The 18,398-nt window shown below is 58.1% G+C and carries 16 protein-coding genes and 1 other annotated feature; of the genes, 6 read left to right on the forward strand and 10 right to left on the reverse strand.

Annotated features, from left to right (window positions below; genetic code table 11):
- Together lexA and sulA are read left to right on the forward strand one after the other, a co-directional pair.
- The gene (lexA, locus tag AC4ANK_RS17535) at positions 1–609 is read left to right on the forward strand and encodes a transcriptional repressor LexA (protein ID WP_002554100.1); all 609 of its coding nucleotides are present in this window, start codon (positions 1–3) and stop codon (positions 607–609) included.
- Between the two features lie 9 nt (positions 610–618).
- Entirely contained in the window at positions 619–1,089 is a 471-nt protein-coding gene (sulA, locus tag AC4ANK_RS17540; RefSeq protein WP_002554101.1) for an SOS-induced cell division inhibitor SulA, read from the forward strand.
- A 16-nt stretch (positions 1,090–1,105) separates the two neighbouring features.
- On the opposite strand, the gene AC4ANK_RS17545 is transcribed toward sulA, so the two are convergent.
- From AC4ANK_RS17545 to AC4ANK_RS17560, 4 genes are all read right to left on the reverse strand, one after another.
- The gene (locus tag AC4ANK_RS17545) at positions 1,106–1,339 is read right to left on the reverse strand and encodes a hypothetical protein (RefSeq protein WP_002554102.1); all 234 of its coding nucleotides are present in this window, start codon (positions 1,337–1,339) and stop codon (positions 1,106–1,108) included.
- A 61-nt stretch (positions 1,340–1,400) separates the two neighbouring features.
- A complete protein-coding gene (locus AC4ANK_RS17550; protein ID WP_002554103.1) occupies positions 1,401–1,922 on the reverse strand; it encodes a DUF6586 family protein in 522 nt (173 codons plus the stop codon).
- Between the two features lie 122 nt (positions 1,923–2,044).
- Positions 2,045–4,657, reverse strand: coding sequence for a type I DNA topoisomerase (gene topA, locus AC4ANK_RS17555; protein ID WP_002554104.1), 2,613 nt, complete (start codon positions 4,655–4,657; stop codon positions 2,045–2,047).
- Between the two features lie 59 nt (positions 4,658–4,716).
- On the reverse strand, positions 4,717–5,007 hold the full coding sequence (locus AC4ANK_RS17560; RefSeq protein WP_002554105.1) for a DUF1653 domain-containing protein: 291 nt from the start codon (positions 5,005–5,007) through the stop codon (positions 4,717–4,719).
- Between the two features lie 101 nt (positions 5,008–5,108).
- Between AC4ANK_RS17560 and AC4ANK_RS17565 the strand changes: the two genes are divergently transcribed.
- Positions 5,109–6,331, forward strand: a protein-coding gene (locus tag AC4ANK_RS17565) for an IS3-like element IS51 family transposase (protein WP_095178853.1) whose coding sequence is annotated in 2 segments (ribosomal slippage) — positions 5,109–5,394 and positions 5,394–6,331 — 1,224 coding nt in all. Because the reading frame shifts where the segments join, the coding sequence is not laid out codon by codon here.
- Positions 5,387–5,503, forward strand: a sequence feature (AL1L pseudoknot). Its footprint overlaps the gene before it by 117 nt.
- 97 nt (positions 6,332–6,428) lie before the next feature.
- Here AC4ANK_RS17565 and fadA read toward each other — a convergent pair.
- From fadA to AC4ANK_RS17580, 3 genes are all read right to left on the reverse strand, one after another.
- Positions 6,429–7,604, reverse strand: a complete 1,176-nt coding sequence (gene fadA / locus AC4ANK_RS17570; RefSeq protein ID WP_002554106.1) for an acetyl-CoA C-acyltransferase FadA — start codon at positions 7,602–7,604, stop codon at positions 6,429–6,431.
- A 4-nt stretch (positions 7,605–7,608) separates the two neighbouring features.
- Positions 7,609–9,774, reverse strand: a complete 2,166-nt coding sequence (gene fadB / locus AC4ANK_RS17575; RefSeq protein ID WP_002554107.1) for a fatty acid oxidation complex subunit alpha FadB — start codon at positions 9,772–9,774, stop codon at positions 7,609–7,611.
- Positions 9,775–10,425: 651 nt separating this feature from the next.
- Positions 10,426–10,863 (reverse strand): hypothetical protein, encoded by a 438-nt coding sequence (locus tag AC4ANK_RS17580; protein ID WP_002554109.1) that lies wholly within the window; start codon positions 10,861–10,863, stop codon positions 10,426–10,428.
- A gap of 131 nt (positions 10,864–10,994) precedes the next feature.
- On the opposite strand from AC4ANK_RS17580, the gene AC4ANK_RS17585 reads away from it, so the two are divergent.
- Complete coding sequence (locus tag AC4ANK_RS17585; RefSeq protein ID WP_002554110.1) at positions 10,995–11,435, forward strand: universal stress protein; 441 nt, start codon at positions 10,995–10,997, stop codon at positions 11,433–11,435.
- Between the two features lie 66 nt (positions 11,436–11,501).
- On the opposite strand, the gene AC4ANK_RS17590 is transcribed toward AC4ANK_RS17585, so the two are convergent.
- Entirely contained in the window at positions 11,502–13,412 is a 1,911-nt protein-coding gene (locus AC4ANK_RS17590) for an ATP-binding cassette domain-containing protein (RefSeq protein WP_002554111.1), read from the reverse strand.
- A 204-nt stretch (positions 13,413–13,616) separates the two neighbouring features.
- On the opposite strand from AC4ANK_RS17590, the gene AC4ANK_RS17595 reads away from it, so the two are divergent.
- Positions 13,617–15,545, forward strand: a complete 1,929-nt coding sequence (locus tag AC4ANK_RS17595) for a transglycosylase SLT domain-containing protein (RefSeq protein ID WP_002554112.1) — start codon at positions 13,617–13,619, stop codon at positions 15,543–15,545.
- 48 nt (positions 15,546–15,593) lie between these two features.
- On the opposite strand, the gene AC4ANK_RS17600 is transcribed toward AC4ANK_RS17595, so the two are convergent.
- Positions 15,594–16,403: an MOSC domain-containing protein gene (locus AC4ANK_RS17600; protein WP_005732645.1), complete on the reverse strand. Its 810-nt coding sequence runs from the start codon at positions 16,401–16,403 to the stop codon at positions 15,594–15,596.
- Positions 16,404–16,505: 102 nt separating this feature from the next.
- On the reverse strand, positions 16,506–17,432 hold the full coding sequence (locus AC4ANK_RS17605) for a chemotaxis protein CheV (RefSeq protein WP_002554114.1): 927 nt from the start codon (positions 17,430–17,432) through the stop codon (positions 16,506–16,508).
- A 450-nt stretch (positions 17,433–17,882) separates the two neighbouring features.
- Between AC4ANK_RS17605 and AC4ANK_RS17610 the strand changes: the two genes are divergently transcribed.
- Complete coding sequence (locus AC4ANK_RS17610) at positions 17,883–18,314, forward strand: hypothetical protein (protein ID WP_002554116.1); 432 nt, start codon at positions 17,883–17,885, stop codon at positions 18,312–18,314.
- Positions 18,315–18,398 lie beyond the last annotated feature (84 nt).

An 18,398-nucleotide genomic window follows, 5' to 3' on the forward strand; every position in this document is an offset into this window, starting at 1 on the left:
ATGATCAAACTGACGCCACGCCAGGCTGAAATCCTGGGCTTCATCAAACGCTGCCTGGAAGACAACGGCTTTCCACCTACACGTGCGGAAATAGCCCAGGAGCTGGGTTTCAAATCGCCCAACGCAGCGGAAGAACACCTTAAGGCATTGGCTCGCAAAGGCGCCATCGAAATGACCCCTGGTGCCTCACGCGGCATCCGCATTCCCGGCTTTGAAGCACGGCCGGATGAAAGCAGCCTGCCGGTCATTGGTCGCGTAGCAGCTGGCGCGCCGATTCTGGCTCAGCAACATATCGAAGAGTCCTGCAACATCAACCCTTCCTTTTTCCACCCCAGCGCCAACTACCTGCTGCGCGTTCACGGTATGAGTATGAAGGACGTCGGGATTCTGGATGGCGACCTGTTGGCGGTGCACACCACTCGCGAAGCACGTAACGGCCAGATCGTAGTTGCCCGGATCGGCGACGAAGTCACCGTCAAGCGTTTCAAGCGTGAAGGCAGCAAAGTCTGGCTGCTGGCTGAAAACCCTGATTTCGCCCCTATCGAGGTCGATCTCAAGGATCAGGAGCTGGTGATCGAAGGTTTGAGCGTCGGCGTCATTCGCCGCTAAGGAGGCGTTATGCAGTTCCATCAAGCACCGCATTCACAATTGCCACTGTTCGAGGCGTTTCTGGCTCAGCCCATCGCCCCGCTGCTTGCCGATGCAGTCGAAACACCCTGGGGCAACGAGCCAGAACTCTTCAGTGAACTGTCTTTGCGCGGCGCCGCCGGGAACTGCCTGAACCTTCTGGCCCCTATCCTTCGGGAACTGAGCGAAGAAATCGACGCACGCTGGCTGACGCTGATTGCGCCACCCTCAAGCCTGACCCAGACCTGGTTGCGCGATGCAGGACTCAACAGGGAACGGATTCTGCTACTGGAGCCGCGCGGCACACAAAGTGTACTGGAGCTGACTCGCGAAGCACTCAGACTTGGCCGTAGCCATACGGTTGTGAGCTGGATCAATCCACTTGGCACCGCAGCGCGTCAGCAATTGATCAGTGCTGCAAAAATCGGGGAAGCACAGAGCCTGAACATCCGGCTGGGCTAAAAAGCCCGGTCGTCGATCAGTGCAGGACGTGGGGCACGTCATCCTTCTCGACTTCGCCCTCAGCCAGACGGCCAGCCATCTGTACGCCCACACTCAACATGGCCTTGGCGACTTCAACATGCTGACCTTGCATGAACGCTTTGGCATCCGCAGAGAAATCAAGCGTCACCAGAGAACCCTCGTCATCGGCACGACGCAGTTCAATACGTCCGTCAGGCAGTTCGACAATTTCCAGGAAAGAGGTAGGCATTACAGTTACTCCGCAAGAGGCGGGCATTGTAACAGCCTGCCAGCCTGCACTTCATTGGTTTTCAGCACTCGCTCAGGCCTTCACGAAAACGGATGGCCAACCCTTTGAGTTGCTGACGCCAGTTTTCGAGCTCTTCACGTGTCAGTTCAGACTCCGGCTCAGCGTCCAGGTTCACAGCCTGTATCATCGGCTGCGTGACGTCACCCTTGAGCTTTTTCGGTGCACGCGGCGGCTCATACAACGCGTTATAGGCCGTCAGCAACTGAGCCAGCCATGTCTGGCGGTTCTGGGCAAGCTCAACCAACTCGGCCATTTCGGGAATTGCTATGGCGTTCAGCACTTCCTGAGTCAACAAGTCCTCCGCACGACGCGAGCCGGCCTGCGGCAGTCGGTAGAACCCCGCGATCTCGTGGCACAAGCCGAGCAGCGCGCCATACAGATGAAACAAGGCGGACTCACGCTCGGCCTGCAACAATGCAGGCGCGTTCACCGCCTGCCCCTTCTCCGCCTTCCCCAACGCGTCGAGCGCAAGCCCTGCGAAATAGATCTTCTGGTTGGTACGGGTATAGAGCTCATGAGCCATGGCGAGACTCTCCATAACAATGGGATAGAGGACAGCATAGCCTGTGGCGCCGGATCAGTCTGGCACCGCAGGCCGTGCCTGTCGAAAACAGCGCCCGACACGTTTGCGTCGGGCGCTTGCGATCAACGCTTGTCTTCAACCTTCCAGGCGCTGCCGTCGTAGAACGCACGCCAGCCCGTAGGCTTGCCCTCTACTTCGGTCTGGACATACTGCTCTTTGGTCTTGCGACTGTAACGGATCACTGTTGGACGACCGTCCGGATCCTTCTTCGGCGCTTCGCAAAGGAAGTGGTACTTGGGATCGATTTCGTCCTTGTGCGGCGCGATCTCGATAACCAGCGGGGCACGGGTTTCACGGTTTTTCGGGAACTGGCTGGCAGCCAGGAACAGGCCCGAAGCGCCGTCACGCAGAATGTAGGTGTCGTCGACCTTGTCGCACTTGAGCTCCGGCATCTTCACCGGGTCCATCTTCGGTGGTGCTGCGTCGCCGCTTTTCAGCAGCTTGCGGGTGTTCTTGCACTCCGGATTGGTACAGCCGAAGAACTTGCCGAAACGACCGGTCTTGAGCTGCATTTCGCTGCCGCACTTGTCGCATTCCAGACTCGGGCCTTCGTAGCCTTTGATCCGGTAAGTGCCTTCCTCGATCTCGTAACCTGTGCAATCGGGGTTGTTGCCGCATATGTGCAGTTTGTGCTTTTCGTCGAGCAGATACGCGTCCATCGCCGTGCTACAGATCGGGCAGCGATGTTTCCCGCGCAGAACCCGCGACTCGGACTCGCCCTCGTCATCGTCGGCAATTTCGTCGCCGGGGGTCAGATTGACAGTCGCCTTGCAGCGTTCCTTGGGCGGCAGGCTGTAGCCGGAGCACCCCAGAAACACACCCGTCGAGGCGGTGCGAATCTGCATCGGGCGGCCGCATACCTTGCACGGGATATCGGTCATCACCGGCTGGTTGGCACGCATGCCGCCATCAGCGGCCTCGGCCACGTCGAGCTTTTTACGGAAATCACCGTAGAACTCGTCCAGGACGCTTTTCCAGTCGCGCTCACCCTGAGCCACGTCGTCGAGGTTTTCTTCCATCCCGGCGGTAAAGCCATAGTCCATCAGGTTGGAAAAGCTTTCGGACAGACGTCCGGTGACGATGTCACCCATTTTTTCCGAGTAAAAGCGGCGATTGTGCAGCGCCACGTAGCCACGGTCCTGAATGGTCGAAATGATCGCGGCGTAGGTCGACGGGCGACCGATACCGCGCTTTTCCATTTCCTTGACCAGACTGGCTTCGGAATAACGCGCTGGCGGCTTGGTGAAGTGCTGGCTGGGGTCGAGCTTGTTCAGCTTCAGCGCTTCGCCCTGCGCCATGTCCGGCAAAACGTCGTCATCGCCCGGCTTGGCCATCTGTGGCAACGCACGGGTATAGCCGTCGAACTTGAGGATGCGGCCCTTGGCGCGCAGCTCGAAGTCGCTTGCGGCGACCGTGACAGTGGTCGACAGGTATTGTGCAGGCAGCATCTGGCAAGCCACGAACTGACGCCAGATCAACTCGTAAAGGCGCTCGGCGTCACGCTCCATCCCGGCAAGCTTGCTCGGGTGGGTGTTGACGTCGGAAGGTCGAATCGCTTCGTGAGCCTCTTGCGCGCCTTCCTTGCTGCTGTAGACGTTAGGCGATTCCGGCAGGTACTTCTTGCCGAACTCGGTTTCGATGTAGTCACGCGCCATGCTTACCGCGTCGGCCGATAGATTGGTCGAGTCGGTACGCATATAAGTGATGTAGCCAGCCTCATACAAGCGCTGTGCCATCATCATGGTCTTCTTGACGCCGAAGCCCAGGCGATTGCTCGCCGCCTGCTGCAGGGTCGAGGTGATGAACGGCGCCGAGGGCTTGCTGCTGGTCGGCTTGTCTTCACGCTTGACGATGCTGTAGCTGGACGCCTTGAGCTTTTCAAGGGCTACCATGGCCTGGGTTTCGTTCAGCGGTTTGAACGCTTCGCCGTTTTCACGCGCCACTTCGAACCGCCCATTGGCGCCTTTGGCGGTGCCCAGATCGGCGTGGATTTCCCAGTATTCTTCAGGGTTGAACGCGCGAATTTCACGCTCACGCTCCACCACCAGCTTCACCGCAACCGACTGCACACGACCGGCAGACAAACCACGGGCCACTTTCTGCCAGAGCAGCGGCGAGACCATGTAGCCTACGACGCGGTCAAGGAAACGACGCGCCTGCTGAGCGTTGACCCGGGCAATGTCCAGCTCGCCTGGCTTGGAAAACGCTTCCTGAATGGCTTTCTTGGTGATCTCGTTGAACACCACGCGCTTGTAGCGGCTGTCATCCCCGCCGATGGCTTCGCGCAGGTGCCAGGCAATGGCTTCCCCTTCGCGGTCCAAGTCCGTCGCGAGATAGATGGTGTCGGCATCCTTGGCGAGCTTGCGCAGCTCTTCAATGACCTTTTCCTTGCCAGGAAGGATCTCGTACTTGGCCTTCCAGCCATGTTCCGGATCGACTCCCATGCGCGAGACCAGCTGGCGCTGCGCCTTTTCTTTAGGCGTCAGTACCGGGCCCTCGCCCGCAGCAGCCTTGCCACGCTTGGCGGCAGGGTCTTTGGCGGCACTAGCCGAACCGCTGGTGGGCAGGTCTCGGATATGGCCGATACTCGACTTCACCACGTACTGGTTGCCCAAATACTTGTTGATGGTCTTGGCCTTAGCCGGGGATTCCACGATGACCAGCGATTTGCCCATGGATCAGAAAATTCCTGAATAACTAGATGAAAGACAGTGAGGAGCTTGTAAAGGCCACGCTATATATAGTGGCTACAAGGTGAGGTCAAGCACAGCCTGTTGTGCAATTCCTTCTCACGTTGGTGAAACAGGCTGGGTTCAGCCTCAACCAGAGCAAAGCGCGGGACGTGCTCGCCGTCAACCTCGACCGACTCCAGAAACATGCTCAAGGGACGCACCCACATCCCGAAATCGCCGTACAGAGCCTGATAGAACACGACTTCCTCTTCGGTTTCGGAATGCCTGGCAACACTGAAAACCCGGTACTGCGGGCCTTTGTAATGGCGATAGAGCCCTGGTTGCAGTTGCATGCTGCGGTCCTCTTGTAAACACGTTCAAAAAATTTGGCTGAAGAAACCTTTTGAACCGCCCCGGGTTTCTCGGAGACTCCAACCTTTGAGAGGATGGAGCGATGAAAAAACTACCGAAGTATTCCCCAGAGGTCCGTGAGCGGGCCATCAGGATGGTTTTCGAACACCTTCCTGAGTACGAGTCGCAGTGGGCCACCATCAGTGCCATTGCCCCCAAGATCGGCTGCACGCCCGAGACATTACGGCTGTGGGTTCGCCAATCTGAGCGCAACAGCGGCCAGCGTGATGGGCTGAGCACAGTCGAACGTGAGCGAGTCAAGCTCTTGGAGCGTGAGAACCGTCAGTTGCGTCAAGCTAACGAGATCTTGCGTAAGGCCTCAGCCTATTTTGCCCAGGCGGAGCTCGACCGCCCATTCAAACGATGAAGACGTTTATTGATGAAAACCGCCAGTCTTACGGGGTCGAGCCGATTTGCAAGGTGTTGCCAATCGCCCCGTCGACGTACTACCGGTACGCTGCTCAGCAGGCTGACCCCAGCCAGCAGTCAGCGCGTGCGCAGCGTGACCAGGAACTGGGTGAGCACATCCAGCGAGTCTGGGATGAGCACTTCCAGGTATATGGCGTGCGCAAGGTCTGGCGACAATTGCTGCGTGACGGACTGCAAGTCGCCCGCTGTACGGTGCAACGTCTGATGGGAGAGCTGGGCCTGCAAGGCGTGGTACGCGGCAAGCCCGTCAAGACGACGGTCAGCGACCAAGCCAGGCCGTGCCCGCAGGATCATGTCAACCGTCAGTTTGTGGCTGAGTGCCCGAACGCCCTATGGGTATCGGACTTTACCTACGTCAGTACCTGGCAGGGTTTTGTTTACGTGGCCTTCATCATTGATGTCTTTGCCCGATTCATCGTCGGTTGGAAGGTGTCCAGTTCAGCGCGTACCGATTTTGTACTCGATGCACTGGAGCAAGCCCTTTACGCCCGTCGCCCAGTCAAGCAGGGTGGACTCATTCACCACAGTGACCGTGGCGTGCAGTACGTGTCCATTCGCTATACCGAGCGTCTTGTCGAAGCCGGTATTGAGCCATCGGTCGGGAGTGTCGGTGACTCTTACGACAATGCTTTGGCTGAGACCATCAATGGTCTTTACAAGGCTGAAGTGATTCATCGACGCTCTTGGCCCACACGGGGGGCGGTGGAGCTGGAAACCCTGAAATGGGTGGACTGGTTCAATCACCGCCGCCTGCTGGAGCCAATCGGTCATATTCCACCGGTCGAAGCAGAAGCAATCTATTATCAGCAACTCACCGAGTCTGCCCAGGTGGCATGACTCAAACAAAAGGGTCTCCGAGAAACCCGGGGCGGTTCATTTTTTTCAAAAAACAAAAGCCGGGGCACCAAGCCCCGGCTCGCATCACACACAGGAATCAGACGCGTTCGAAAACGGTCGCGATGCCCTGCCCCAGACCAATACACATGGTAGACACACCGAAGGTGCCGCGATTTTGCTTCATGACATTGAGCAAGGTGCCGGAGATGCGCGCGCCGGAACACCCAAACGGATGACCCAGAGCGATGGCGCCGCCGTGCAGGTTAACCTTCTCGTTCATCTTGTCGAGCACTTTCAAATCTTTCAACACCGGCAAGGCCTGTGCAGCGAAGGCTTCGTTGAGCTCGATGAAGTCGATATCGGCGATCGTCAGGCCTGCACGCTTGAGCGCTTTCTGAGTTGCCGGAACCGGACCATAGCCCATGATCGCTGGGTCGACACCGGCCACGGCCATCGAGCGAATCACCGCCAGAGGCTGGATACCGAGGTCCTGGGCGCGCTGCGCCGACATGACAATCATGCACGACGCACCGTCAGTGATCTGCGAGGACGTACCGGCAGTCACGGTGCCACCTTTTGGATTGAACGCCGGCTTGAGCGCGGCGAGACTTTCCAGGGTGGTGTCCGGACGAATGGTCTCATCGTAGTCAAAGACCTTGAGGAAGCCGTTCTCGTCATACCCCTGCATCGGGATGATCTCATCCTTGAACTTGCCTTCCAGCGTCGCCTTGTGGGCCAACTGGTGGGAACGCAGGCCGAAGGCATCCTGCTGCTCGCGGGTGATGCCATGCATTTTGCCGAGCATTTCAGCGGTCAGGCCCATCATTCCGGAGGCTTTGGCAGCGTGCAGGGACATGTGCGGGTTCGGGTCCACGCCATGCATCATGCTGACGTGGCCCATGTGCTCCACACCACCGATGACGAACACGTCACCGTTGTTGGTCATGATCGCCTGCGCAGCGGTGTGCAGCGCGCTCATGGACGAACCACACAGACGGCTTACTGTCTGCGCAGCCGAAGTGTGCGGGATCTGGGTCAGCAATGACGCCATGCGCGCGATGTTCCAACCCTGCTCCAGGGTCTGGTTGACACAGCCCCAGATCACGTCCTCGACTTCAGCCGGATCAACCTTGTTGTTGCGCTCGAGCAATTTGCTGATCAAATGCGCGGACATGTCTTCAGCACGGGTGTTACGGTGCATGCCGCCCTTGGAGCGACCCATCGGGGTACGACCGAAGTCGACAATCACGACGTCTCTTGGATTAAGGCTCATTCGTTCATTCCTCGGAAGACGCTTGACCGAAGAAGCTCTGGCCTTTACTGGCCATTTCACGCAGCTTCGCGGTCGGTTGATACAGGGCACCCAGCTCGGCGTATTGGTCAGCCAGGGCAACGAATTCGGCAACACCGATGGAGTCGATGTAGCGCAGCGCACCGCCACGGAATGGAGGGAAACCAATACCGTAGATCAGGCCCATGTCGGCTTCGGCAGCGGTTTCGACGATGCCGTCTTCCAGGCAGCGAACCGTTTCCAGGCACAACGGGATCATCATCCAGTTGATGATGTCTTCATCGCTCACTTCACGCTGTTCGTAGACGATCGGCTTGAGCACATCCAGCACAGCCGGGTCATTGACCTTCTTGGGCTTGCCCTTCTTGTCGGTCTCGTAGGCGTAGAAGCCCTTGCCGTTCTTCTGTCCCAGACGTTTGGCTTCATACAGCGCGTCAACCACAGAGCGGCGATCATCCTTCATCCGGTCAGGGAAACCTTCGGCCATGACATCACGGCCATGGTGGCCGGTGTCGATACCGACAACGTCCATCAGGTAGGCAGGCCCCATCGGCCAGCCGAATTTCTCCATGACCTTGTCGATGCGCACGAAATCCACGCCTGCGCTGACCAGCCTGGCAAAACCGCCGAAGTACGGAAACAGTACGCGGTTGACCAGAAAGCCCGGGCAGTCGTTGACCACAATCGGGTTCTTGCCCATTTTCCTGGCGTAGGCAACGGTCGTGGCGACCGCTTCTTCGCTGGACTTCTCGCCACGGATCACTTCCACCAGCGGCATCATGTGCACCGGGTTGAAGAAGTGCATGCCGACGAAGTTTTCCGGACGCTTGAGGGCCTTGGCCAGCAAGCTGATCGAGATGGTCGAAGTGTTGGACGCCAGAATGGTGTGCTCACCCACGTTGGCTTCGACTTCCGCCAGTACCGCCTGCTTGACCTTCGGGTTTTCGACAACCGCTTCGACCACCAGGTCGACGTTGCCGAAATCGCCGTAGGAAAGCGTAGGACGAATCGCGTTAAGCGCTTCGGCCATCTTCGCCGCAGTCAGACGGCCTTTTTCCAGACGGCCGCCAAGCAGTTTGGAGGCTTCGTTCAGACCCAGCTGAATGGCTTCTTCGCGGATGTCCTTCATCAGGATGGGCGTGCCCTTGACTGCCGACTGATAGGCAATGCCGCCGCCCATGATCCCGGCGCCCAGTACGGCGGCCTGTTTCACTTCCTTGGCGACTGCGTCGTAGCCCTTGGCTTTCTTTTTCAGTTCCTGATCGTTCAGAAACAGGCCGATAAGGCTCTGCGCAGCAGATGTCTTGGCCATTTTCACGAAACCGGCGGCTTCGATTTCCAGCGCCTTGTCACGACCGAAATTGGCGGCTTTCTGGATGGTCTTGATGGCCTCGACCGGTGCCGGATAGTTCGGTCCGGCCTGACCTGCGACAAAACCTTTGGCGGTTTCGAATGCCATCATTTGCTCGATGGCATTGAGCTTGAGCTTGTCCAGCTTGGGCTGGCGCTTGGCCTTGTAGTCGAGCTCGCCGGAAATGGCGCGCTGAATCAGGTCAAGGGCCGCGGCCTGAAGCTTCTCGGGTGCAACTACCGCATCAACGGCACCAACCTTCAGAGCATCCTCTGCGGAGCTTTCCTTGCCTGACGCGATCCATTCGATTGCGTTGTCAGCACCGATGATGCGCGGCAAACGCACAGTACCGCCGAAACCAGGGTATAGGCCCAGCTTGACTTCGGGCAGACCGATGCGAGCACTGCTGGAGATGACCCGATAGTCTGCGGCCAGGCACATTTCCAGACCGCCGCCCAGCGCAATGCCGTTGATAGCGACAACGGTGGGCACGCCCAGATCTTCGAAATCGCTGAAAATCCTGTTGGCTTGCAGATTGCCCGCAACCAGTTCGGCTTCCGGCAACTTGAAGTTGTCGACGAACTCGGTGATGTCGGCACCGACGATGAACACGTCCTTGCCACTGCTGACGATCACGCCCTTGACCGAGGCATCGGCCTTGATTGCATCGACTGCCTGACGCAATTCATTGAGGGTGAGGCGGTTGAACTTGTTGACGGACTCACCCTTGAGATCGAAATTCAATTCGACGATGCCACTTTCAAGAGCCTTAACCGTGATGGCTTTACCTTCGTAAATCATCAACTGATCTCCACAATATGGAAGCTGAACAATACCCGCCGGACATTAATGTCCGACGGGGCTACGACGTCGCCGTCGATGAACTCGCCAAATCACACGTTTACCCGCCGCGACGTGGTAGCCAGGATTCTGTCAGAGCCTTCTGACGACCAAACGATCATTTCATACGCCCGTTTGATTTGGGTACGCACACCATCAGGCATAACCGAGAGATTGTCAATTCGACTAAACACTCGAAAATATTCGTTTTCGCGGGAATATGCAGGCACTCCATAATGCCCACGCCTGTGTGCGATCCGCCATCATTCGCCAGCGTGATAGTAGCCGAACTCAGGTGCTGTAGCCTGATCTAGAGAGCGTGACACGAGACAGCTGTAGGCCAGGAAAATCAGGTGCGGACGCACCGCCTGAGGGCACATACAAAAAATATTTGCAGGAATCGCGACAAAATGGAGCAAAAGGGCTAGAGTCGCAACACTGCGCCACAAGAGGCTCGCAATGCAGCTGATTTGCGGGTGCGCAACAGCGAAGGCCGACATGGCGGTGAAAGCCTGTCGGCACGCGACGAATTATCGGCCTGCCTGGCCAACCCCGGCCCGATGTTGTTATCGGGCTTTTTAATGCCTGCGATTTAATGCCTGAGAGTCAGGCTCAGGCCAATTCCCTGAGCAGCTTATCAATACGCTGCAACACTTCTGCCTCGCCCCGCTCCGCCCAGTACACGGCAACCATCTGCCCGTCAGCTTCGACCTTGTAGGCATCTGCGGGCAACGTCTGCAGATGAGGCAGCAGCTTTGGATCTTCGCAGACCTCACGCCAGCGGTTGCGCCAGACGCCCGGCTCGCTCTGCCAGTAAACCCAGGCATCTGCATGCGAGCCCAGCCGCGGGCGATGGTACTGCGCGCAAGGGCTTGGCGGCTCTTTCGTCAGCCAGTGCGGCCACTCTTGCGGGGCAAGCTGCATACCCATTCCCAGACGGCGCGCCTCCATGCGCAATGCCATCCTGCCGCTCTGATGACGCGACGGGCGCAACCACACAAGCGGGCTCAGCATCACACCAATGATTGACAGGACTATCCAGACCGTCATATTTCTTGCCCCCAAGCCGATTTCGGACTTCTCACAACATTTTTGAAAACAATGGCTTGCACAAGGGTCTGCCCAGATGCGAACGAAAGAGCCATACTCCCACCATCGCAATGTTCCCGGAGGACACCCTCATGCCGTACGAACACATTCTGGTTGCCATCGACCTCACCGATGAGTGTGACCCGGTCATCCGTCGCGCCAGCTTGCTGGCCAAGGCCAGCGAAGCAAAACTGTCAGTGGTGCACATCGTCGAGCCAATCGCCATGGCATTTGGCGGTGATGTCCCGATGGACCTTTCGCAATTGCAACAACAACAGATCGATCAGGCCAGGGAAAAGCTCGGAAAGCTCAAACTCAAGTACCCGCAGCTGGAAAACAGTGAAAGCCATATGGTGTTTGGTCAGCCACGACAGGAAATCCACAAGCTGGCCAAGAGCGAAGCTTGCGACCTGATCGTTGTCGGCAGCCATGGCCGCCATGGCCTGGCCTTGTTGCTTGGCTCCACCGCCAACGACGTCCTGCACGGTGCTCCGTGCGATGTGCTGGCAGTGAGCCTTAAAAAGCCCGAGTAATCTGACCTGCTACATCGAAAAGCCCGGTTACCCGGGCTTTTTTGCATCACACGAACGCGTCAGCGATCACTCGTCCAGTTCGGCCCAGCGCTCCAGCAGCTTGTCCAGCTCGGCCTGCAGGTTTTCCAGCTGCGCCAGCACGGCAGCAGTCTGTTCCGCAGAACGCTGGTAAAAGCCCGGCTCGGCCATTTCTGCAGTCAGGACGGCCATCTTGCCTTCAACCTCATCGATCTGTGCAGGCAGCGCCTCCAGCTCGCGCTGAAGTTTGTAGCTAAGCTTCTTCTTGGCGACCGGCATGTCCTGCGCGGCAACCGGTGCGGCCTGCACCACAGCGCTGGCCAGTTCGGCCTTGCCCGACTTGGTGTCGGCAACACCCAGAAGACGCGGCGAACCGCCCTGACGCAGCCAGTCCTGATAACCACCGACGTATTCGCGAACCTTGCCTTCACCTTCGAACACCAGCGTGCTGGTGACGACGTTGTCCAGGAATGCCCGGTCGTGACTGACCATCAGCACGGTGCCCTTGAAGGTCAGCAAGACCTCTTCGAGCAGCTCCAGAGTTTCGACGTCCAGGTCGTTGGTCGGTTCGTCGAGCACCAGCAGGTTGGCAGGCTTGCTGAACAGCTTGGCCAGCAACAGACGGGCACGCTCGCCACCGGACAGCGCCTTGACTGGCGTGCGGGCACGTTGCGGGCTGAACAGGAAGTCACCCAGGTAACTCAGGACATGACGGCTCTGGCCATCGATGTCGATGAAGTCACGCCCCTCGGCAACGTTGTCGATCACGGTCTTTTCCAGGTCGAGCTGGTGACGCAACTGGTCGAAATAGGCCACATCGAGACGCGTACCGACTTCAACCTTGCCACCGGTCGGCTGCAGGTTGTCGAGCATCAGCTTGAGCAATGTGGTCTTGCCGGTGCCGTTCGCGCCGAGCAGACCGATACGGTCTTCGCGCTGCAGGACCATGGAGAAATCCTTGATCAACATCGGGCCACCCGGATGGGCAAAGCTGACGTTGTCGAGAACCATGACCTGCTTGCCGGACTTTTCGGCAGTATCGAGCTGGATATTGGCCTTGCCGGTACGCTCACGGCGCTCGCTACGCTCTACACGCAGCTCCTTCAGGGCACGCACGCGGCCTTCGTTACGGGTACGACGAGCCTTGATGCCCTGCCGGATCCAGACCTCTTCCTGAGCCAGACGCTTGTCGAACAGTGCGTTGGCAGTCTCTTCGGCTGCCAGTGCGGCTTCCTTGTGGACCAGAAAACTGGCGTAATCGCCGTCCCAGTCGATCAGGCCACCGCGGTCCAGCTCAAGAATACGGGTCGCAAGGTTTTGCAGGAATGCCCGGTCGTGCGTGATGAACAGCACCGCACCCTGGAAATCCTTGAGGGCTTCTTCAAGCCAGGCGATAGCGCCAATATCCAGGTGGTTGGTCGGCTCGTCGAGCAGCAGCAGATCCGGCTCGGAAACCAGCGCCTGAGCCAGCAGAACACGGCGACGCCAGCCACCTGACAACTCGGCCAGGGTCTTGTCGGCAGGCAACTGCAAGCGGCTGAGAGTGCTCTCGACCAGTTGCTGCAGGCGCCAGCCATCACGGGCTTCGAGGTCCTGCTGAACATGCATCAGCTTGTTCAGGTCTTCCTCGGTGACGCAGTTCTGCGCCAGATGGTGGTATTCGGCCAGCAACGCACCGACGCCATCCAGACCTTCGGCCACCACGTCGAAGACAGTCCGTCCGTCGGCTACCGGCAATTCCTGGGGCAATTCGCCGATCTTGAGGCCGGGCGCACGCCAGACAGCCCCGTCATCAGGCTTCTGAACGCCTTTTACCAGCTTCAACATGCTGGATTTGCCTGTGCCGTTACGGCCGATGATGCACACCCGCTCACCACGGGCGATCTGCCAGGACACCTTGTCCAATAACGGCATGGCGCCGAAAGCAAGGGACACATCGCTGAATTTGAGCAGGGTCATGAGCTTCTCCAAAAACCGGGCGCGCATTCTACCTGAGATAACCGGCGGATGTCGGGAATCGTGGCACCCGTGACAACTTCCACATACCCTTCATAACCGACAATTATTTCCATATGAGACAAGCTCGTCGGCAATGCTTTCACCATGAGCTGGCAAAAGGCTAAGCTAGCAATACTTTTCACGACTCATCTGCTCGGAAGTCTCATGCGCAGTCGTTTGTTCAGCTTTTTATCGTGCCTGCTCCTCTCCACCACCGCCATCCAGACTGCTCATGCGGTAGACCTCAACCAACAACGCAAGTATTACGACGAAGCCAAGCGTGCGCTGGCCAAGGGCGATTCAGGCCCGTATCAGATGTACAGCACGGCGCTGGCCGATTATCCGCTGGAGCCCTACCTCGAATACGACGAGCTGACGGCGCGCCTGAAGACTGCCAGCAACGCGGAAATCGAGAAGTTTCTTGCCGAGCATGGAGACCTGCCACAGGCCAACTGGATGAAGTTGCGCTGGTTGCGCTGGCTGGCGGAACGCGGTGACTGGCAACCGTTCGTCAAGTACTACGACCCGAAAATGAATTTCGTCGAACTGGATTGCCTGTACGGCCAATACCAGTTGAGCAACAACAAGCGTGCCGAAGGCTATGCCAGCGCAGAAAAACTGTGGATGACCGGCAAGACACTGCCAGCCGCCTGTGACGGCTTTTTCGCGCAATGGGCAGCCGCAGGCCAGTTGACAGAGCAGAAACGCTGGCAACGGGCCAAACTGGCCGCTCAGGCACGCAATTACAGCCTGGCCAACACACTGGTCAACAGTCTCAACTCGCTGGCCCCGCAAGGACGCCTGCTGCTGGCCGTCGCCCAGAAGCCGGAAATGGTCAACAACCCCGCGCAGTTTGCGCCGGTGGATGAAGCCATGTCCGATGTGGTCGGCCTTGGCCTGCGCAGACTGGCCAAGGAGGATCCGCAGAAAGCCCTGTCGATGCTCGATGGCTACGCGGCAACCATGCACTTCTCCCGTGAAGAGCAGGTGGAAATTGCCAAGGAAATCGGCCTGACCCTGGCACGTCGCTACGACGACCGCGCCCTGGAGGTCATGACCCGGTACGACCCGGAGCTGCGCGACAATACGGTTACCGAGTGGCGTATGCGTCTGCTGCTGCGGCTGGGTCGCTGGGAAGATGCCTACGAACTGGCACGTCGACTGCCCAAGGACCTTGCTGCAACCAATCGCTGGCGTTACTGGGAAGCCCGCTCTCTGGAACTGGCGCAGCCCAACAGCCCGCTGATTGCCGCTCTGTACAAGGACGTGGCCAAAGAACGCGACTTCTACGGTTTTCTGGCGGCCGATCGCACACAAAGCCCCTATCAGCTCAACAACAAGCCCCTGGTGCTCAGCCAGGCGCTGATCAACAAGGTACGCAATACCCCTGGAGTGCGTCGTGCGCTGGAGTTTCATGATCGCGGCGAAATCGTCGATGGACGACGCGAGTGGTATCACGTCAGCCGCCAGTTCAACCGTGACGAAATGGTTGCCCAGGCCAAACTGGCCTACGACCTGAAATGGTATTTCCCGGCCATTCGCACGATCAGCCAGGCGCAATACTGGGATGATCTGGACATCCGCTTCCCGATGGCCCATCGCGACACACTGGTACGCGAAGCCAAGGTGCGTGGGCTGCACTCAAGCTGGGTATTCGCCATTACGCGCCAGGAGAGCGCCTTCATGGATGACGCTCGCTCGGGCGTCGGTGCCAGCGGGCTGATGCAGTTGATGCCTGCCACCGCCAAGGAAACTGCCCGCAAGTTCAGCATCCCGCTGGCCTCGCCGCAGCAGGTGCTGGACCCGGACACCAACATTCAGCTGGGCGCCGCCTACCTGAGTTCGGTGCATGCCCAGTTCAACGGCAACCGCGTGCTTGCTTCAGCCGCCTACAACGCCGGGCCAGGCCGCGTACGCCAATGGCTGAAAGGTGCCAATCACCTGGCCTTCGATGTCTGGGTAGAGAGCATACCGTTCGATGAAACCCGCCAGTACGTGCAGAACGTGTTGTCCTATTCGGTGATCTATGGCCAGAAACTCAACTCGCCTCAGCCGCTGGTTGACTGGCACGAGCGGTTTTTCGACGATCAGTGACCGGTCGGCAGGAGTGCTTCTCAGAGCACTCCTGCCGCCACGCAACGCCTATTCCAGCACTTCGACCGGCATACCCACTTCAAGCTCGCCCAGCCCCTCGTTGACCACGTTCTGGCCAAACAGCACGTTACCCTCCACTTCCCGATAGGTCTTGAGCGTGGCGAAGGGTTCGCGATCCGGGCTGCGCTCGCCGGTAGCGGGATCGATAGTGGTGAGAATGCAGCGCGCGCAAGGCTTGAGTAGCTGGAATTCGATGTCGCCGATACGGATGCGCTTCCAGCCATCCTCGGCAAAGGCCTCGGCCCCTTCAACCACCAGATTGGGTCTGAAGCGCAGCATTTCCAATGGCCTGCCCAGGCGGGTCGACAGGTCATCGAGCGAGCCCTGACCAATCAGCAGCAACGGGAAGCCATCGGCAAAACTCACCCGATCGTTAATCGTCTGATAGCCCCCGGGCAGCCAGCGCGCACGCTCTGCCGGCAGATAAACCATGCGGGTGGGCTTGCCAATAAACCGGCTGACCCATTCGGCTGCCACATCGCCAGCGTCCGGCACCTGCAACGAATCACGCCAGACTGTCACACCGCGCAGGTTTGACTCGATATCCAGCGGAACCGCGACGTCCAGAGGCTCGAAACCGGGTGCCGAAAGGGTTACACCGCCGCGGGCATTCCACAACACCGTCAGTTGGGACATGTGCGACAGGGCGCGCTGAGTGAAGAACCGACCGTTGCTTTCGTCGACCAGCATCCAGCGTCGGTCCCCCGCCAACCCCAACTGGTCGAACGACGCGCGTTGCAGCGTCTCCGCCTTGCAGGATTTGAGAGGGAAACGATAGAGAGAGCTGAGACGCAACATGAGAGCCGGTTCCTTTGATGGCGGGATAAGCTTTGACGAAGACATCGAAGCTTATCCGAAGCCGGAGCGGCAGGCATCCGCGATCAACAATCGCGCGAGGTATCAGCCAATCATCAAAAGACGTTCGCGCACTACTTCGACCAGCTTGTCGGGCTGGAATTTGGAGAGGAAGTTGTCGCAACCGACCTTCTTGACCATCGATTCGTTGAAGCTGCCGGACAACGAGGTGTGCAGAACGATGTACAGACTGCGCAAACGCGGATCGTTGCGAATCTCGGTGGTCAGGCGATAACCGTCCATTTCCGGCATTTCGGCATCGGTGAATACCATCAGCAGCTTTTCATGGACGTTCTCGCCCGCGTCCGCCCAACCCTTGAGCATGTTCAACGCCTTGAGACCATCACTGGCCACGTGCAGCTTGAGGCCCAATTGAGACAGCGTGTCGCGCAACTGCGCCAGTGCCACCTTGGAGTCATCGACCAGCAACACCTCACGACCACGGGCATTTTCCAGTACCGGGTCTTCGAGCTTCTCGCGGGACACCTTGGCGTTGTACGGCACGATCTCGGCAAGTACTTTTTCGACGTCGATGATTTCTACCAGTTGGTCATCGACCTTGCTGATCGCCGTCAGGTAATGCTGACGACCGGCGCTGGCCGGCGGCGGCATGATCGCGTCCCAGTTCATGTTGACGATGCGATCCACACCACCGACCAGGAAGGCCTGAACCGAGCGATTGTACTCGGTGACGATGATCGTGCTGCCAGGCCCCGGCACCAGCGGCCGCATACCAATGGCCTGGGAAAGGTCGATCACCGGCAGGGTCTGGCCACGCAGGTTGACTACGCCACAGACGAACGAGTGGCGTTGCGGCATGAGGGTCAGCTTGGGTAGCTGCAATACTTCCTGGACCTTGAACACGTTGATCGCAAACAATTGCCGACCGGCAAGGCGAAACATGAGGATTTCCAGGCGATTCTCGCCCACCAGTTGTGTGCGCTGATCTACTGTGTCGAGAATGCCTGCCATTATTAGCTCCTGAAGCAATGGTCACGATGAGTCTGTTGAGCCTGTATCGGCTGAAACCAGCCGGACCTTAATGGCGATGAAAGGCCATTCTCAGTATTGATATCACTTTACCATCATGATTTACTGGTGTCGCTTTCCTGCCAGACAAATACGACGATGAGCGCGTCCTGGAAAAGCCTGAACATACCCAGTCGCTCAAGGTAAAAATCAAAGAAGCACAAAAAGTCAATCGGGGATAACCTGATATGATCGACATCTAATTGCCACTATTGTGACGCCATTCTCAATACAAGAATGGCGTCAGGTTCGTGTCCGCTTTTCAAACCTTGTAATCAAGCGGCGCTGGCAACATTCAGAAATGCCCTACATACTTTTGTTTGAAATCGACATTAACTGTCAGCCATTCGCCGCGGGCGGAAGTTCGCTATCCATGATCAGTGGAGACAAAGGATGCTGAGCAACAACGATTGGCAGCATAAGCACGACCAGTTCCTGAGCACCTCTCAGGCACTTCTGTACAAGTCGGAAGAATGTCTTTCGCACCTGGAGTTGATCCCCAACGACGAGGACGCCACCGGCTGCCTTCTGACCACCCTGCGCACGCTGGCCCAGGAGGCGGAAGCCGCGCCTGTGCCTTGTATTGCCGAGTTTTCACGTCAGCTGTGTCAATTATTGAAAAGCGGCGACCAGGCCAATGAACTCTCACAGGAAACCCTGCTGACCGTCAAAAACTGCCTGATGCTGATGTCCTGGCAGGTCGAGCTTCTCGATCCGCAAACGGGTGAGTTGACGATGGACAACAACGAACAGCTGGAGCTGTTGGAAAAGCTGGCCAGCGCTTCCTCGCAATCGGCAGCGGTGAAGGATGCAACCCAACGATAACGCTCGACTGTCGAGCATCACACACGCAATGTCATTGAAGTGATGTTGTCACGTCAGGGTTTTCCGTCCTATTGTCTTCACTGC

The organism is Pseudomonas sp. Pmew2, assembly GCF_058129885.1.

Excerpts from the sequence above, each read along its gene's own strand:
- AC4ANK_RS17610 (WP_002554116.1), top strand. The coding sequence starts at position 17,883 with ATGCTGAGCAACAACGATTGGCAGCATAAGCACGACCAGTTCCTGAGC.
- AC4ANK_RS17545 (WP_002554102.1), bottom strand. The coding sequence starts at position 1,339 with ATGCCTACCTCTTTCCTGGAAATTGTCGAACTGCCTGACGGACGTATT.
- AC4ANK_RS17590 (WP_002554111.1), bottom strand. The coding sequence starts at position 13,412 with ATGACCCTGCTCAAATTCAGCGATGTGTCCCTTGCTTTCGGCGCCATG.
- AC4ANK_RS17595 (WP_002554112.1), top strand. The coding sequence starts at position 13,617 with ATGCGCAGTCGTTTGTTCAGCTTTTTATCGTGCCTGCTCCTCTCCACC.
- AC4ANK_RS17600 (WP_005732645.1), bottom strand. The coding sequence starts at position 16,403 with ATGTTGCGTCTCAGCTCTCTCTATCGTTTCCCTCTCAAATCCTGCAAG.
- lexA (WP_002554100.1), top strand. The coding sequence starts at position 1 with ATGATCAAACTGACGCCACGCCAGGCTGAAATCCTGGGCTTCATCAAA.
- fadA (WP_002554106.1), bottom strand. The coding sequence starts at position 7,604 with ATGAGCCTTAATCCAAGAGACGTCGTGATTGTCGACTTCGGTCGTACC.
- topA (WP_002554104.1), bottom strand. The coding sequence starts at position 4,657 with ATGGGCAAATCGCTGGTCATCGTGGAATCCCCGGCTAAGGCCAAGACC.
- AC4ANK_RS17560 (WP_002554105.1), bottom strand. The coding sequence starts at position 5,007 with ATGCAACTGCAACCAGGGCTCTATCGCCATTACAAAGGCCCGCAGTAC.
- AC4ANK_RS17585 (WP_002554110.1), top strand. The coding sequence starts at position 10,995 with ATGCCGTACGAACACATTCTGGTTGCCATCGACCTCACCGATGAGTGT.
- sulA (WP_002554101.1), top strand. The coding sequence starts at position 619 with ATGCAGTTCCATCAAGCACCGCATTCACAATTGCCACTGTTCGAGGCG.
- AC4ANK_RS17605 (WP_002554114.1), bottom strand. The coding sequence starts at position 17,432 with ATGGCAGGCATTCTCGACACAGTAGATCAGCGCACACAACTGGTGGGC.
- AC4ANK_RS17550 (WP_002554103.1), bottom strand. The coding sequence starts at position 1,922 with ATGGCTCATGAGCTCTATACCCGTACCAACCAGAAGATCTATTTCGCA.
- AC4ANK_RS17580 (WP_002554109.1), bottom strand. The coding sequence starts at position 10,863 with ATGACGGTCTGGATAGTCCTGTCAATCATTGGTGTGATGCTGAGCCCG.
- fadB (WP_002554107.1), bottom strand. The coding sequence starts at position 9,774 with ATGATTTACGAAGGTAAAGCCATCACGGTTAAGGCTCTTGAAAGTGGC.